This is a genomic window from Lysinibacillus sp. 54212, from assembly GCF_036662795.1.
GTDB lineage: Bacteria > Bacillota > Bacilli > Bacillales_A > Planococcaceae > Lysinibacillus_B.
Map to the genome: position 1 here is coordinate 1 of NZ_JBAFWZ010000019.1, position 16,498 is coordinate 16,498.

Consider the following 16,498-nt stretch of genomic DNA (forward strand, 5'->3'; position numbering starts at 1 on the left):
TGTGCGTATAGCGTCTCATTTTGTTCGGATGGAGGCAACTTTTGTGCGGATGGGGGTTCGTTTTGTTCGGATAGGGTGTGCTTTTGTGCGGATGGGGTTTCGTTTTGTTCGGATAGGGTGTGCTTTTGTGCGTATAGCGTCTCATTTTGTTCGGATGGAGGCAACTTTTGTGCGGATGGGGCTCCGTTTTGTTCGGATAGGTCAGTCTTTTGTGCGTATACGCCAACGTTTTGTTCACATAGCTCTCCCATTCGCGTGATACCCAATGCTCTTTATGCGCTCGGATAGTATATTCCGCAGATTATCTTCATATAATTTTTAAAAAGGAGATGATGAAGATGAGAATGCCTGCATTGCCGAAAAATGAAAAGGAAGTAGCTTCGCCCAAGCCTACTAGGTGGGAGGCCATTCGGAATTCGGTTTTAAGTATTCTACCGAAAAAACGCCGGTATATAAAAGTGCCACCCAAAAAATAAAAGCTGTTCTGTTGCCAATTACAGAACAGCTTTTTTCTATAATAAAAATGTTTCCTTACTCGGACCAATTAAATATAGCTCATGCATTGCACGGGTTAACGCAACATATAAGAGCTTACGGTCAATAGCATGATCGTAGTATGGCGTGTCAAAGGCTGCAAGAATGACAGCATCGAATTCCAGACCTTTTGCAAGATGACTTGGAATAACTAATAATTTGGATGTATCCAATGTACTAGAGTTTTCAGATAAGCTTTCAACCGGTAGTCCGAATTCCAGTAAAGCTTTTACAATCGCATTAGCTTCTGCCGTCGTTTTGCAAATTAGCGCAACAGAGCGATGCCCATTTAAGAGGATCGATTGAAATGCTTCTGCAATAATATTTGGATCAAACTTCTCCGACGGAATAAAGGTCGGTTCCATGCCATGCCGAACTACGGGCTCTACTAACGGCAACTCCTCATCCATTTTCGCTAAAATTTTATTAGCTATCTCCATAATTTCAATTGTTGTACGATAGCTTTTTTGTAGTGTGGCATACGTTGCGCGTGGAAAAAGCTCAAGCACCGGTCTCCATTCAGTTAGTGAACGGTAGCTATGAATGCCTTGTGCCAAATCACCCACCATCGTAAACATATCGGTTTCTAGGCCTGCCTTTAATGCAGCGAGCTGAAATAAGCTATAGTCCTGCACCTCATCAATAAAGACGACGCGCATTTTCCACTTGTCATCAATGCCCTTAATGCGAGCTTGTAAGTAAAATAGCGCAGCCAAATCCTCCAGTGCCCACGTCTCTTTTTTGTGCACGGCAATAAATGTTTCGATCTCATCAAAGGTCCATTCCGGTGCAAGCTCCTGTAGCAACAGTCGGTCAGTCAAGAGAGCACGGTACATCGTTTTAATTTTACTTTTTTGAAATCGGCGCATATAAGCAGAAGCGGTTGATTTAACTTCCTGCTTAATTTTAGGAATACGTTCGTCACGTTCATCGATGTATTTTGTTACGATACGGCGGCGATTTTCAGCGTCACGAATCCCATTTAAAGCCCGCCCAATCGCTTCCTCATATTTTGCATTTAAATTCGTTAAAACGGCTGTTGTTTTCCTTTTTACCTCGGTCTGAATCACCTTTTTAATGCGTTCGAGACGTTTTTCAATCGGCATATAGGCAAATTCTAAAAGAAATAATTTTTTTAAATGGCTGCCTCGAAGTATGCGGTATTTCTCTATAAACACATCTTCGAATAATGAGGCAAGCTGCTGTTCATATTGATTTATATAACGGTCAATAATATTTTTATATAATAGCGAACCTTTAATTTGTGGAATATTAAAAGAAGATTTTGTGCCTGCATGATGCGTAATGATTTGCTCAAGCTGATCATTAGGATTTTGGAGCTTTAATTTTACTCCAATTGCATCCTGTACATATTGCGCGTACGTCGTTTGGCAAATTCGATCAACACCAAGCTCGGGTAACACATCGCCAATATATTCGATAAATAAATTATTCGGTGCTAGAATCATCAGCTGCTCGGGTTTAAAATGCTCACCCATTGTATATAAAAAATATGAAATACGATGCAGGGCAATCGTTGTTTTGCCGGAACCAGCTGCCCCCTGCACAAGGATCGGCTGACGAAGATGCGCGCGAATAATTTCGTTTTGCTCCCTCTGTATTGTCGAAACAATTTCGGTTAAACGGACATCCGCTTTGCCAGCAAGCGCCTCCTGCAATAGCTCATCATTTGTTGTTAAATCGACGTCCTGAAAATCCAGTAGCTCGGCGTTTTCAATTTTATATTGGCGTTTCGCAAACAGATGTCCCGTAAGCTCCTCATCCCGCACCCTGTATGTTAAATCGCCAAGGCGCCCATCATAATACACGTTCGCAACAGGTGAACGCCAATCGACAATAATTGGCTCATGCGTTTCACGGTGGAAAAGAGAAGTTTTCCCGATATATAAAAGCTCCTCCTGCTCACCCTTACGCTGGAAATGAATACGAGCAAAATATGGCTTTTGCATAACTGCTTCCAAGCCTTCCTTTTGATTACGGGCCATATCAAAAAAACGAGCATTAGATAGTATATTTAAATAACTATCACTTGAATCGATATATTCCAAGTTTGTCATCGCTGCTCGAATATTTTCCTGAGCTGAAATTAAGTCTCGTTGTGATTGCTCCAAAATGATATTCATATACTGCTTTGTTTCCGCTAATCTGGCAACTTCCTGCTCGTAATCGGGATGGTTTTGAATCATATTCATTCCTCCATTCATCCTGTAAGTCAGAATTTCATACTACTATACATAGTAAGTAACCTTCAAGTAAGAATATTGGAAATGGATTGGAAAATTGGCGGGGAATTTTCTCATTGGCGAGTAAATTTCGAAAAATGGCGAGTATTTTTGAATTATTGGCTAGTATTTCGAAAAAATCGGCGAGTATTTTCAAAAATGTGGCGAGTATTTCGAAAAAAGTGGCTAGTAGAGAGTAAGGAGGAAAAAAAGTGAAGATTTACGCCCACCGAGGTTATTCTGCAAGGTATCCGGAAAATACATTAGCCTCATTTCGTGCAGCGGCAAGCTATCCGATAGAAGGCGTGGAGCTGGATGTCCATTTAAGTAAGGATAGGGAGCTTGTAGTGATTCATGATGAAACGATTCAACGTACGTCAAATGGGAATGGGTTTGTAAAAGATCTCACACTGCAGCAGCTAAAGCAGTACGATTATGGTAGCTGGTTTGGCAAAAAATTTAAAGGGGAGCCGATTCCGACATTAGGTGAGGTCCTTCAGCTTTTTCAGCATACGAAACACCGCATTAATGTTGAAATAAAAACGGATCGCTTTGTATATGGAGGAATTGAGGAGCTTGTCCTAAAAGAGCTGATAAAATATAGCATGCTTGAACGGGCCATCATCTCCTCCTTCGATCATGAAGCAATAAAGAGAGTGAAAAAATTGAAACCTGAGGTTGAAACGGCGGCCTTGTTTAGTAATATCATTTTGCAGCCGAGTGAATATATGAAGCATTTACAGGCGGACGCCATGCATGTGTCTGGGTATTATGCTTTGCGGAAGCCTGTTCGAATGGCGCTTGAGGATGGCTTTATTGTGCGAGTTTACACAGTGAATCGGGAGGACCATGCATTGGCACTTGCAAGCTTAGGCGTACATGCGATTATTACGAACGAAGTGGAAAAAATGGTTACCCTATTTCAAAATTAATATAAAAATTTACAACACATTACATGTATTTTGTAGTGTGTTTTTTTATTTTTTAAAAAATCGGTTGCTATTTCTTTCGTTCTAGCATATATTTTTCCTAAGGGAAACATATTATCGTTTACGAAAAGGACTGAATATTATGATATTTGACGATAGGATATTGCTTGGGTTTTTCCTGTGGTTGATGATATTAGCGCTATGGCTCATAACAAATTCAGTATCAATGGCAATATTATTTTTGGCTGTATGGATTGGCTGGCGATATATGATGCGAAAAAATAAGGAAAAGTAAAAAGGAGATTTAGTGAGAATGAAACGTATTTTAGGAGTGCTAGGTTTATCGTTGTTGCTTGCTGCCTGTAATGACGATGGTGGCTCAACAAAGGAAAAAGAGGGCGTTGTTGTTGCAACAACAGGTCAAGTTGGAGATGCTATCAAAATTATTGGGGGCGATCATTTACAGGTGACGACTCTTATGGGACCTGGCGTCGATCCACATTTATACAAGGCGACACAAAGCGATTTGACAAAGCTAGATGAGGCAGAGGTTATTTTTTACAACGGCTTACATCTAGAAGGGCAGATGCAAGAGATTTTTGACCAAATGGCTGAGGAAAAAACCGTGCAAGCGGTAGCGGGGGAAATTGATAAGACAAAATTATTAGCGGATCCAGATAATGCGTCCTTACACGATCCTCACGTTTGGTTTGACATCGATTTATGGAAGGAAATTGTTGATACAGTTGGCGATACGTTAGTAGAAGAATACCCTGAATATAAGGATGAATTTGAGGCAAATGAAGAAGCTTTCTTAGCCGAGTTAGATGAACTAAAACAGTATGCTTCTAATAGAATAGAAGAAATTCCAGCATCGCAACGAATTTTAGTAACAGCGCATGATGCCTTTAGCTACTTTGGTGAAAGTCAAGGGTTTGAGGTGCGAGGTCTTCAAGGCTTAAGTACGGATTCAGAGTATGGCGTAAAAGATGTGCAAAATATGGTTGACTATTTAGTAGAGAACAATATTAAAGCGATATTTGTAGAGTCGAGTGTTTCCGATAAGGCGATGAAGGCGGTTATTGAAGGAGCTAAGGAAAAAGGGCATAGCATCGTCATTGGCGGTGAACTGTTCTCAGATGCAATGGGAGCTGAGGGAACAGAAGAAGGCACGTATTTAGGTATGTATAAACATAACGTCGACACGATTGTCGATTCATTAAAGTAGGTGAAAAAGGATGGAAGCGTTAGAAGTTCAAAACTTATCGGTGGCTTATGATAAAAAAACAGTGCTTGAAAATGCAAGCGTGTCAGTACCAACTGGCCATTTAGCAGCGATTATTGGTCCAAACGGAGCTGGAAAGTCAACGTTTTTAAAGGCGGTATTAAATCAGCTGCCAAACAAGGTCGGAAAAGTCTCGATTTTAGGGAAGGCTTTTTCTCCAAAAAGCTTACAGGTTGGATATGTACCACAGCGAAATGCCGTTGACTGGGATTTTCCAACGACAGCAATTGATGTTGTATTGATGGGACGATACGGACATCGAGGCTTATTTAAACGCCCGACAAAGCAAGACAGAACGGTCGCAATGCAAGCATTAACGAGTGTTGGGATGCAGGATTTTGCAGATCGCTCGATTGGGCAGCTTTCTGGTGGTCAACAGCAGCGTGTATTTCTTGCAAGAGCGCTAGCACAAAATGCCGAGGTTTATTTTTTAGATGAACCCTTTGCAGGGGTAGATGCTGCAACAGAAAAAACAATTATTGATATTTTAAAAAATTTAAAGGCACAAGGGAAAAGTATATTCGTTGTTCATCACGATTTACAAACAGTAACGGAGTATTTCGACTATACGATTCTATTAAATAAAACGATTTTAGCAGCTGGGAAAACAGAGGAAATATTCACGGCTGAAAAGCTCCAGCAAACCTATGGCGGGAAGCTGTTAATGATGGAAGCGATGTAAGGAGGAAAAACGATGTTAACGGGAAATTTACTGTGGGTACTTATTGGTACTATGCTTCTAGGTATAGCAGCAGGTATTACAGGGACGTTCTCCTTTTTACAAAAGCAAAGTTTAGTAGGTGATGCAGCTGCACATGCTGCATTACCTGGCATCGCTTTAGCCTTTTTATTAACGGGTCAAAAAGAGCTGCCTGTTTTAATGCTGGGCGCCGCTATTACGTCCGCCCTTTCTGTTTATTGCATTCAGTGGATTGTTACGTACTCCAAGCTAAAGGCAGATGCTGCCATTGGGCTTGTGCTAGCTGTATTTTTTGGAATCGGAATTGTCTTTTTAACGATTGTCAATCGGAGTCCACTCGGCAATCAAAGTGGACTAAATGATTTTATATTTGGAAAAGCAGCCACGATGACAAAATCGGATTTAACGTGGTTATTTATTTCTGCCGCGATCATTATTATTGTCAGTCTTTTATTATATAAGGAATGGAAGCTGATGATTTTCGATCCTGTTTATGCGAAAGGAATTGGGCTACCTGTTGAGGCGTTGAAAGCGTGCTTAACGGCACTTATTGTCATGACAATTGTAACGGGCATTCAAGCGGTCGGTGTTATTCTAATGTCGGCCTTGCTAATTATCCCAGCAGCAAGTGCAAAGCTCTGGACAAATAGGTTAAATACGATGCTCCTATTTAGTGGTATTGCTGGCGGATTATCAGGTGTTGTGGGGACATATATTAGCTCCCTACGCACAGGACTCTCTACCGGTCCGATAATCGTGCTAATTGCGGCTAGTATTTTTTTCGTTTCCTACGTATTCAGCCCAAAATCCGGTCAGTTAAGCAAGTTTTTGAGAAAAAAGAAATTTCAACAGCAAGGTGAAGTATCATGATAGAGTTTTGGGTAATCATAACAGGTATACTAGTCGGTATTACGTGTGGAATAGCCGGTGTCTTTTTAATTCTTCGTAAAATGTCAATGATTGCGGATGCGATTAGCCATACAGTACTGTTTGGCATTGTAATGGCCTTTATTGTAACGCAATCATTAAACGGATTTTGGATGCTAGTTGGAGCTGCCTTTGCAGGGATTTTAACCGCATATTTAGTCCAGCTGCTACAAACGTCCGGTATTCAAGAGGATGCAGCCATTGGTGTTACTTTTACAACATTATTTGCTATTGGTGTGCTGCTCATTACATTATTTGCAGGAAATGTGCACTTAGATGTAGAGCACGTTTTAATGGGGGAAATCGCTTTTGTTCCGTGGGATAGGTGGACATTTTTATCCATTACGATGCCAAAGGCGGTTTGGATGCTGCTTTTAGTGCTCGTTATAAATATTGCGTTCCTGCTGTTATTCTATAAGGAAATGAAGCTATCAACATTCGATCCGGTTTATGCCGCAACGATTGGTTTACCAGTTGTGCTTCTGCATTACGGCTTTATGACAACAATTTCATTAACAACTGTTTCGGCCTTTGATAGTGTGGGTGCTATTTTAGTTGTAGCGATGCTAATCGGACCTTCAGCAACGGCCTATTTAATCAGTAAGTCGATCAAGCAAATGTTCATATGGAGTATAAGCTTTGGTATGGCATCGGCAGTGATCGGCTATTATACTGCGAAATGGTTTGATACATCAATTGCAGGCATGATGGCGACAATCGTTGGGGTGATTTTTATTATAGTCTTTACAATGGATAAAATTAAAAATCGTTATAGGAAGAAAAAGCTACAGCATTCTTAACGAAAGAGGGGACGTCTAAAAATAGACGCTCCCTTTGTTTTTTGAAGTATTACATAAAGTTTGCAAATATCACGCAAAATAATTACGGTAAGCACATTTTTTTTGCTATTGAATACAATGTTTAAGTGCTATAAAGCGTCCATTAAATACCTAGGCAGGTGTTGTTTTATTGTGAAAAGATGGATTGGTATAGGGATGATGTTTGCAATAGTTGGTTTATTTGGCTGTAATGACGAAACGGCAAAGGAACAGTTATTAGAAGAACAAGTAATGCAACTTGAGCAGGAACTAGAGACGTTAAAAAAGCAAGTTGCTTACTATGAGGAGCAGCAGGAAATCCCCGAAGAAATTCAGCCACATAGGATTAATTTAATCGACCCGAATACTTCCACCGTTGTGAAAACATTAGAGCTGAAGGACTTTAGCTATGAAACCGATATTGAAACGTATATTGACGAAATCGAAACGTTAGCAAAAGAGCTGGCACGAGGGACTGAGACAGAAAAGGGCTATGATCAACGAATGGTGCTCGATCGTCTTGGAGAGAACGGGCAAGTGATGAAAGGGCGTCCGATGGTGATTTTAAAGGAAAGTCAATTAGTGGAGGACATATTATCCGCTTCAAGTACAGGGGGGAATATTGAGCTACCACTAGAAGTTAGAGATAGCGGCTATAGCGAAGAAGATTTGCAATCGCTCCACGAAGTCGTCATCGGCTCTTATACAACGTATTTTAATGCTGGAGATACAGGCAGAAGTAAAAATATCGAGTTATCAGCGAAGGCTATTCATAATACAATCGTTGGGAATTTAGATTATTTTTCGTTTAATGTCATGGTTGGGCCAAGGACAGAGGAAACAGGTTATCAGCCTGCACCCGAAATTATTAATGCCAAACGGGTTATGGGAATAGGCGGAGGGATTTGTCAAACATCCTCTACATTGTTTAATGCGATTGACCAGGTGCCGGTAACGTTTGTTGAGCGGCATCATCATTCATTAAATGTTGGCTACGTTCCAAAGGGAAGAGATGCTACAGTAGCGTATGACTCATTAGACTTCCGATTCCAAAATACGAGCGGTGTTCCATTATTAATCACAACGATTTATGGGAAGGGCTATTTAACAATCGAAATTCGCACTTCAAATGAATATGAGATTCTGTTAGATGCACTATGAAAAAGGAGAGGCCACGAATGCGAGTTCGTGGCCTTTATTATGTAAAGAGTAAAAAAGACTGTAATTTGCCGATATAAGTAATAAGAATATTATAATCTAGATTAGAACGGAGGGAACGTATGCATCCAAAATTACAGGCAGCTGTTGATGCAATTGATGTTTATCAGGCAACGTATCCAGAAGATGCCTGTGTAGTTGTAGCAAGCACGGAGGAAGTACTGGCGTATCGACCTGGTAAAATTATTGATTTAAAAGTCCCAGTTGGCGCTAAAGTGGAAAACTTCCGAGGAACAACGACAGAAAAGGCACTTTCTGCAGGTAAGTTCCTACGAGAAGAACGAGGGCCAGAAGCTTTTGGCGTTGCGTATGTATCCACTGCTCAGCCTATATATGATAATGGCAAGGTTATTGGGATCGTAAGCGCCATTATCTCGAATGAAAAGATGGACAATATGCGCTTATTAGCAACAGAGCTTTCAAGTGCTGTAGAAGAAATGACCGCAACCAATACTGAATTAACATCAGCAAGCGTCGATGTTTCGGGAAGACTAGAGCATCTATCAAGATTCGCCGAGTCGATGAATACAGACATTGTACAAATCAATTCAATCGTAACCGTTGTAAAGGATATCGCCATGAAGTCGAAAATTCTCGGCTTAAATGCTTCTATTGAGGCTGCACGTTCAGGAGAGCATGGCCGCGGTTTTGCAGTTGTCGCGAATGAAATTCAAAAAATGGCACAAAACAGTACAGAAAGTGCTGATAATATTGCCCAGCAGCTTGAGCATATTAAGCTATCGATTGATAATGTCAATGAATCTACAAACGGAATCGCAGCCTTCACACAGCAATTTTCCGCAAGCATGCAGGAACTCGGCGATGCATACACAGGCATTAACCGCACAGCAGAAAAACTATTGAACATTACTGATGTATAAGAGTAATAGCATAAAATCTACTTGCCTGTAGGGGCGGGTAGATTTTTTTGTTGGCACTTTGTTAATTCAAAATTCTATAATTTCGATTTCATATCCGAAGTTGATAGGGTGTTTAATTTTAATTAGTTTGATTTTAAAAATAATGATACGTGACTATTTAAATTTTCAAGAAGCTCAAGATTAACAATTTTAGGACGGGCTTTACGGATTGGGGGGTGATGCATATTGGATTTTAAAATGGTTAAGGATAATTTTCAAAAGATAGCAGAGTTTATTTATTTTGATGAAATGAACTATTTACGTGAACAAACGAATGCAGCGAATTTTGTGAATGAATGGATTGCTGATGGGATACTGATGCTTCAGCAAACAGACAATTTAGATGAAAAGTACTTTTTACTAGGTGCAATCGGTAACTGCTATCGAATATTAAATTGCACCAGTGAAGCAATTTTGTATTTTGATAAATGTTTAGCCCTAGCAGAGGAAATCCCTAAAAAGAAATTGGTGACACTGATTCGATTAGGCGAGGCGTATAAGTACAATAATCAGCATGATCGAGCATTAAGTCTATTTGATGAAGCCCATTGTATCCGGGTCAATTATGAAATTTCAGATTACGAAGATTTTATATATCAGCATAAAGCCAAATGTTTAATCGAGCTAGGGGAAAAAGAATTAGCGAAGGAATTACTACTGAAGACACTCGATATACGAAACCGAAAAGGGGAGCATTCGTGAATAAAGTCGACTGAGAAAGTACTGCGTTTTTTAGGGAAGTTACAGTAGGAAAGCATAATTGATTTCATCCAAAGATAGAAAATATTCACTAAATAGTTCATTGAACGAATAAAAGGGGGCCATCCTCAAAGAGTGCCGTATCCGCACAAAAGCCGGATCCAACTGCACAATAGGAGTGTCCATCCGCACAAAAGGGAGTTGTCCGCGCAAAAGATGGGACTATCCTAACCAAAAGAGTGCCCGTACGCACAAAAGGGAGTTGTATCTGCACAAATGAGTGCCAGTAAGTAATTATGGCTAGTATTTTTACCGTGAATTTTCACATTGGCGAGTAAATTTCAAAAAGTGGCTAGTATTTCAAAAAAATCGGCTAGTATTTCAAAAAATCCGGCTAGTATTTTTGGAATTATGGCGAGTATTTTTAAAGCCGAGTGTCTATCCGAACAAAAGCTGCGTCTATCCGCACAAAAGGAGTGTTCATCCGCACAAAAGGAATGCGTATCCGAACAAAAGTAGCGTCTATCCGCACAAAAGGGAGCCAACCGCACCAAAGCTGGGGCCAACCCCACAAAAGGAACGCGTATCCGAACAAAAGCGGCGTCCAACCGCACAAAAGGAATGCGTATCCGAACAAAAGTAGCGTCTATCCGCACAAAAGGGAGCCAACCGCACAAAAGGAACGCGTATCCGAACAAAAGCCGCAGCCATCCGCACAAAAGGAACGCGTATCCGAACAAAAGCAGCGGCTATCCGCACAAAAGGGAGCCAACCGCACCAAAGCAGCAGCCATCCGAACAAAAGGAACGCGTATCCGCACCAAAGCCGCAGCTATCCGCACAAAAGGGAGCCAACCGCACCAAAGCTGGAGCTATCCGAACAAAAGGAATGCCTATCCGAACAAAAGGAACGCGTATCCGAACAAAAGCAGCGTCTATCTGAACAAAAGGAACGCGTATCCGAACAAAAGCGGCGGCTATCTGAACAAAAGGAACGCGTATCCGAACAAAAGCGGCGGCTATCCGCACAAAAGGGAGCCAACCGCACCAAAGCTGGGGCCAACCGCACAAAAGGAACGCGTATCCGCACCCAAGCAGCGCCCAACCGCACCAAAGCCGCGGCCATCCGCGCAAAAGGGAGCCATCCGCACCAAAGCCGGGTCTATCCGCACAAAAGGAACGCGTATCCGCACAAAAGGAGTGTCCATCCGCACAAAAGGAACGCGTATCCGCACAAAAGCAGCGCCCAACCGCACAAAAGCCGCGGCCATCCGCGCAAAAGGGAGCCATCCGCACCAAAGCGGCATCCATCCGCACAAAACACACTCCATCCGCACCAAAGCCGCCCCTATCCGCACAAAACAACCCCCATCCGCACAAAATAAAAGCCGCCCTCTACAAAAGGGTGGCTTTCAATATGAATGTTACCATTTGGCGGTGTGCTCCTCGATGCAGCCGAGCATTTGCTGGATGTGAAGGATTTCTCCATCCTCTAGATGAATCGTACCATTGTAATAGCCGATCATTTGATGAACGCCGGTACGAATAAGCTTGGCATCGGTTGAGGCGTTGCGTTCAAAGAAGGGCTTAAAGGTTAAATTTACAGTATGACTAAATTTGGACGTGATGCGCCACGGCTTCATGAAATTAGAACGGTCATAAGCAAAAAGGACATCCTCGTGAATTTTGGTCATAGCTCCGTCTATAAAAATAGCATTTTCGGTCATACCTGTACCGTCCGTCCATTTACCGCCAAAGTTAAGGCCGATGCGGCGATTACGTACGTGCTGGCTAGCCATCCCCCAATTCCAAATTGCCTTACGTGGCCAAACACCACGACCATAATCTAACACAGCAAAACAATCTTCATCATTAAAAGTAAAGTGCTTGTTGCCAATCTTGACAATACCTGTCGTCGGTAAAGTATGATGCTTTGCCGTAAATTGGAATGTTTGTCGATTCCAAGGGATCACTACATTCAAAGAATCATCTGCTTTTGGATGATGAATGATAAGCTCTGCATGCAAACGATCTCCATCAAAGTCATCACATAAGACAGACAGATGTGTATCACCGTTAGAAAAAGCGATATTAACCGACATCTCATTATTAGCATAAGAGACTGTTTCAAGCACTCGTGTTGGCATTTTTAGCTTGCCGCCTAACGGGATTGTAATTGTTTTTTCGAAATAGCGCTGTGTTTCATATTCAAGAAAATACACAAAGCATACAGCAGCATAATCAAGATGAGCAATCGTTGCCGAAAATAATATTTCCTCTCCAAACACACACCAATAATTCCATTTTTTCTTGCGCATAAAATGTCCGGACAAATTACAGTCGATAAGTGGTTTGCGGGCAAAGCCAATCGCCTCAGGATTTAAGTTCCCCTTTTTATCACATAACATCGTCGGATAAAGTATTTCCTTTTCGGCATGCTGCATATAGCGCCCTCCTTCTTCGTTAGCTAGTAATCTTATTGTAGCAAAATTACGGTGATGTTTGCTTGCTCTACACAAAGAAATTTTTGTAATAAACTTGCTGTAATGAAAGGCAATAACTAAGGCATATAAAAGGTAGAAAGGGGGAGTGAAAATTCCAACGTATTATAATCGTAGTGCGGCTGTAGCGTATGCACAAACGTGGTGGAACTTACAAAATCCGAGTTTTCCAACTTTTTCGGTTGATTGTGCCAACTTTGTCTCTCAATGTTTATTGGCTGGTGGGGCACCGATGTGGGGGGCGCCGGACCGGGGGAGAGGGTGGTGGATAACTGGTGGCTGGAAAAGTGGGAGCATGAGACCAGGATTTTACCCAAAGGAAACGTGGAGCTATAGCTGGTCTGTTGCACATAGCTTGAGATGGTATTTGCAAACGTCTCGAACAGGGCTGACAGCAAAACGAGTCGAATCGCCGGCAGAGCTCGAGCCGGGCGATGTCATTTTGTATGATTTTCAAGGCAATGGCGTCATTGACCATAGTGCAATGGTAACAAGTGTTGTCGATGGTATTCCATTTGTAAATGCTCATACAAACAATAGCCAAAACAGGCAATACGAATATCAGAATTCAGCCGCCTATACCCCGAATATCGAGTACTTTTTCTTCAAAATTGATGATGTATTTAACTGACCGGGCAGCCACATAGCAGCAGGATAGAGCGGCTCTCAATTGAATTCCTCCTCTCCATACGAAAAGCACGTATATTTTAAAAAAATCCTATTTATGTTAAGGTGAAATGTAGGAAAACGCATAATTTACAATGAAGTAATTTCTATTAGTCTAAGGAGAGAATCAGTAAATGAATACACAATCATTATCTGTACGAGAAGCAATTACGAGCAGACGTTCAATTAAACTATTCAACGGTCAACCAGTTGATCGTGAGGAGCTACTAGCAATTATTGATGATGCTGTATGGGCACCGAATCACGGAAATCGTGAGCCATGGCGTGTTGTTATTGCATGTGGTAAGGAGTTATTCGCATTACATGATGTATTACGCGATATTACACTTCCGAAGTGGCAGGAGCTAACAGCAGAAGAGCTTGAAAAGCAAATGAAAAAATTCACTTTACCGGGTGGCTATGCATTCGTCATCGTGCCTGAGGATGTACGTCAAAAGGAGCGATTAGAGGATCTAGGCGCAGTATCAAGCTTTATTCAAAACATGCAGCTTCTAGCATGGGATAAAGGCATCGGCTCTTGCTGGAAAACACCGCCATTCCTGGACCAACCAAAATTCCGCGAAGCATTAAAGGTACAGCCTGGTGAGCGCATAATAGCTATGCTACAGGTGGGCTATTTTGATGAAATACCAAAAGCGAAACAACGTAAAACATCAGCAGAAATTGTAACGGTTTTTGGTGAGTAATAAGAGTGGAAGCGAGTATGGCAAGAGCCCTGCTCGTTTTTTTAGTGGAGAAAATCATGCTTTAAGTTTCACAAGTGTAACTTAAAGTTCATGTTCAGTTTATGTTGTTCCCTTATAATGCCTCTTGTATGATTGGTGGATTTTTTGAAAATTCCCAAGGACATGAGGAGGAAAAACATGAATAAGTTGCTACAAGCTATAACGGATTGGGTGTCTACAAAGCGTGGTATGTGGATTACGATCATTGCGTGGTTTACTATTATGATCGTTATTAGTATGGGGCCACGGTTGAATGATTATAAAGTATCGAACTTTCAATCCTTACCGGATGATGCAAAGTCTATTATTGCAGCGGAAAAAATAAAAGAGGCTTTCCCGGATGATGAAGGTACACCAGGAATATTAGTGTTTCATAATGAAAATGGAGAGATCGACTCGTCTAATGTGGCAAAAATAACTGATGCTATTATTGCAGAGGACATTGAAGGTGTCGAAACAATTATCAATATTAAAGAGTTACCGGAAGCGGCTTTAGCGGGCTTCACATCAGAGGATAAATCGACGATGATTATCCCGATGAATTTGGCACCAGACCTTGGAAGTAAAGATTATGAGGCAATTAACGATAAGGTATCAAAAATCGGTAATGAGGCTGCTGACAGCTTAAATGATGTGGCATTTTATATTACAGGGCCAGCTGGAATTGCAGGCGATACAATAAAATTATTTGAGCAAGCCGATTTTGTATTACTATTTGCAACAATTGGTATCATTCTCGTGTTGTTAATCGGTATTTATCGTTCACCATTACTTGCCTTTATTCCATTGTTTGCAACAGTCATTGTATATCAAATCGTCAACCAATCTGTTGCGCTAATGGGAGCAGCAGGTTTAGAGATTAATAACCAAACAACATCGATCATGAGTATTCTACTATTTGCAGCACTCATTGATTATTCGTTATTCGTCTTCTCGCGTTACCGAGAGGAGTTAAATCGCTACGAAAGTAAATATGAGGCGATGAAATACGCAATGCGTGCTACAGGTGAACCAGTATTCTTTGCCGGCGGTACGGTTTTAGCTGCAATGCTGATTCTTCTTTTTGCTGATTTCCGTGATTATCAAAACTTCGCCCCGATTTTTGGAACAGCCATTTTTGTGATTATGCTGGCGTCTATTACACTAGTACCAGCGCTATTTACATTATTCGGTCGTAAAGCGTTCTGGCCAAAAGTACCGAAGTTTGGCGATAAAAAAGAAGTGAAGCATGGAATATGGGGACCGATTGCGAAGTTTGTTGTGAATAAACCATTTGTAACAGGCGGTATCGTAGCCGTGTTTATGGTAATTACAGCACTCAATATGTTTAATCTGAAATTTGAGTTTGATGTCGTAAAATCCTTCCCGGAGGATATGCCCTCCCGTGTAGGCTATGAAATTGTCGAATCTACATTTGATAAAGGAGAGCTTGCGCCAACAACGGTGTTAGTGGAAAGTAAACAGGAAATAACAGAGGCACAGATAGAGGAAATCACGGGCCTATTATCTCAACAGGATCTTGTAGCGTCCGTTCGTTTAACAGCCCAAAATGAGGATGTAACCTCTTTAAAATATACATTAGCCCTTGCGATAAACCCGTACTCAAATGAAGCTATAGATTCGCTAGCAACAATGCGGGAGGATGCGAAGGATGTATTAGAAGAAGCAGGCATCGATGGTGAGCTACATTATGCGGGCACAACGGCGAAAATTCTAGATGAGCGCGAAATTAATAATGGGGATATTTTTACAATTGTTAGCTTAGAAACGCTATTAATCTTAGTGCTGCTATTTGTCCTAACAAGATCGTGGAAAATGCCGCTATATATGATGGCAACGATCCTATTATCCTTCTTATCGGCTCTAGGCTTAGGGATTTTCCTGGTGGATACGCTATTCGGCTTTGAGGCGGTTAGCTCAAGGGTACCGGTATATTCATTTATTTTCCTTGTTGCGCTAGGAATCGACTATAATATTATTTTAGTATCGCGATTTATTGAGGAAAGAAAAATCCATAAGGTGAAGGATGCATTAGAAATTGCGATTCGTAACACAGGTGGGGTAATTTCATCCGCGGGGATTATTTTAGCAGCAACATTTGCGGCACTTACTACAATGCCAGTTGCAGACTTATTTGTCTTTGGCTTTATTGTCGCGATCGGGATTATTATTGATACATTCCTAGTGCGAGGTGTTCTCCTACCCGCTTTAATTTTACTGTTTGAGAAGGATAAGAATTAATTTTTTGAAATACGGGGGTGCGCACAGTACTCTCGTATTTTTCTGATTATTGAAATAAAATGGATGTACAAA

The 16,498-nt window shown here is 41.3% G+C and carries 16 protein-coding genes; 13 read left to right on the forward strand and 3 right to left on the reverse strand.

Going from position 1 to position 16,498, the window contains the following annotated elements; all coding sequences use genetic code 11:
* Together V4T18_RS13030 and helD are read right to left on the reverse strand one after the other, a co-directional pair.
* A partial coding sequence (locus tag V4T18_RS13030; protein ID WP_332649987.1) for a hypothetical protein occupies positions 1-251 on the reverse strand: 251 nt, incomplete at its 3' end.
* A 261-nt stretch (positions 252-512) separates the two neighbouring features.
* A complete protein-coding gene (gene helD / locus V4T18_RS13035) occupies positions 513-2,741 on the reverse strand; it encodes an RNA polymerase recycling motor HelD (protein ID WP_332649989.1) in 2,229 nt (742 codons plus the stop codon).
* Positions 2,742-2,989: 248 nt separating this feature from the next.
* Here helD and V4T18_RS13040 point away from each other — a divergent pair, with 248 nt between their 5' ends.
* From V4T18_RS13040 to V4T18_RS13085, 10 genes are all read left to right on the forward strand, one after another.
* Positions 2,990-3,709 (forward strand): glycerophosphodiester phosphodiesterase, encoded by a 720-nt coding sequence (locus tag V4T18_RS13040; RefSeq protein ID WP_332649991.1) that lies wholly within the window; start codon positions 2,990-2,992, stop codon positions 3,707-3,709.
* 310 nt (positions 3,710-4,019) lie between these two features.
* Positions 4,020-4,934 (forward strand): metal ABC transporter solute-binding protein, Zn/Mn family, encoded by a 915-nt coding sequence (locus V4T18_RS13045; protein ID WP_332649992.1) that lies wholly within the window; start codon positions 4,020-4,022, stop codon positions 4,932-4,934.
* Positions 4,935-4,944: 10 nt separating this feature from the next.
* Complete coding sequence (locus V4T18_RS13050) at positions 4,945-5,673, forward strand: metal ABC transporter ATP-binding protein (RefSeq protein ID WP_332649994.1); 729 nt, start codon at positions 4,945-4,947, stop codon at positions 5,671-5,673.
* 12 nt (positions 5,674-5,685) lie between these two features.
* Complete coding sequence (locus tag V4T18_RS13055) at positions 5,686-6,561, forward strand: metal ABC transporter permease (protein WP_332649995.1); 876 nt, start codon at positions 5,686-5,688, stop codon at positions 6,559-6,561.
* Positions 6,558-7,418 (forward strand): metal ABC transporter permease, encoded by an 861-nt coding sequence (locus V4T18_RS13060; RefSeq protein ID WP_332649996.1) that lies wholly within the window; start codon positions 6,558-6,560, stop codon positions 7,416-7,418. Before V4T18_RS13055 ends, V4T18_RS13060 begins: the two co-directional genes overlap by 4 nt.
* Before the next feature lie 171 nt (positions 7,419-7,589).
* On the forward strand, positions 7,590-8,597 hold the full coding sequence (locus V4T18_RS13065) for a VanW family protein (RefSeq protein ID WP_442916942.1): 1,008 nt from the start codon (positions 7,590-7,592) through the stop codon (positions 8,595-8,597).
* 119 nt (positions 8,598-8,716) lie between these two features.
* On the forward strand, positions 8,717-9,535 hold the full coding sequence (locus V4T18_RS13070; RefSeq protein ID WP_332649998.1) for a methyl-accepting chemotaxis protein: 819 nt from the start codon (positions 8,717-8,719) through the stop codon (positions 9,533-9,535).
* A 225-nt stretch (positions 9,536-9,760) separates the two neighbouring features.
* Positions 9,761-10,276: a tetratricopeptide repeat protein gene (locus tag V4T18_RS13075; RefSeq protein ID WP_332650000.1), complete on the forward strand. Its 516-nt coding sequence runs from the start codon at positions 9,761-9,763 to the stop codon at positions 10,274-10,276.
* Positions 10,277-10,600: 324 nt separating this feature from the next.
* Positions 10,601-10,792, forward strand: a complete 192-nt coding sequence (locus V4T18_RS13080; protein ID WP_332650002.1) for a hypothetical protein — start codon at positions 10,601-10,603, stop codon at positions 10,790-10,792.
* Positions 10,771-11,748, forward strand: coding sequence for a hypothetical protein (locus tag V4T18_RS13085; protein WP_332650003.1), 978 nt, complete (start codon positions 10,771-10,773; stop codon positions 11,746-11,748). The genes V4T18_RS13080 and V4T18_RS13085 overlap by 22 nt, the downstream gene beginning before the upstream one ends.
* Here V4T18_RS13085 and V4T18_RS13090 read toward each other — a convergent pair.
* Positions 11,697-12,716, reverse strand: coding sequence for a DUF2804 domain-containing protein (locus V4T18_RS13090; RefSeq protein ID WP_332650005.1), 1,020 nt, complete (start codon positions 12,714-12,716; stop codon positions 11,697-11,699). The two genes, V4T18_RS13085 and V4T18_RS13090, sit on opposite strands and share 52 nt — an antisense overlap.
* A gap of 145 nt (positions 12,717-12,861) precedes the next feature.
* Between V4T18_RS13090 and V4T18_RS13095 the strand changes: the two genes are divergently transcribed.
* The 3 genes from V4T18_RS13095 to V4T18_RS13105 all read left to right on the forward strand — a co-directional run bounded on the left by V4T18_RS13095 (position 12,862) and on the right by V4T18_RS13105 (position 16,426).
* Positions 12,862-13,404: an amidase domain-containing protein gene (locus tag V4T18_RS13095; RefSeq protein WP_332650007.1), complete on the forward strand. Its 543-nt coding sequence runs from the start codon at positions 12,862-12,864 to the stop codon at positions 13,402-13,404.
* Positions 13,405-13,573: 169 nt separating this feature from the next.
* The gene (locus tag V4T18_RS13100) at positions 13,574-14,146 is read left to right on the forward strand and encodes a nitroreductase family protein (RefSeq protein WP_332650009.1); all 573 of its coding nucleotides are present in this window, start codon (positions 13,574-13,576) and stop codon (positions 14,144-14,146) included.
* Positions 14,147-14,323: 177 nt separating this feature from the next.
* Positions 14,324-16,426 carry an MMPL family transporter gene (locus V4T18_RS13105; protein WP_332650010.1) on the forward strand — a complete coding sequence of 701 codons (2,103 nt, stop codon included), beginning with the start codon at positions 14,324-14,326 and terminating at the stop codon, positions 16,424-16,426.
* Positions 16,427-16,498: the final 72 nt, after the last annotated feature.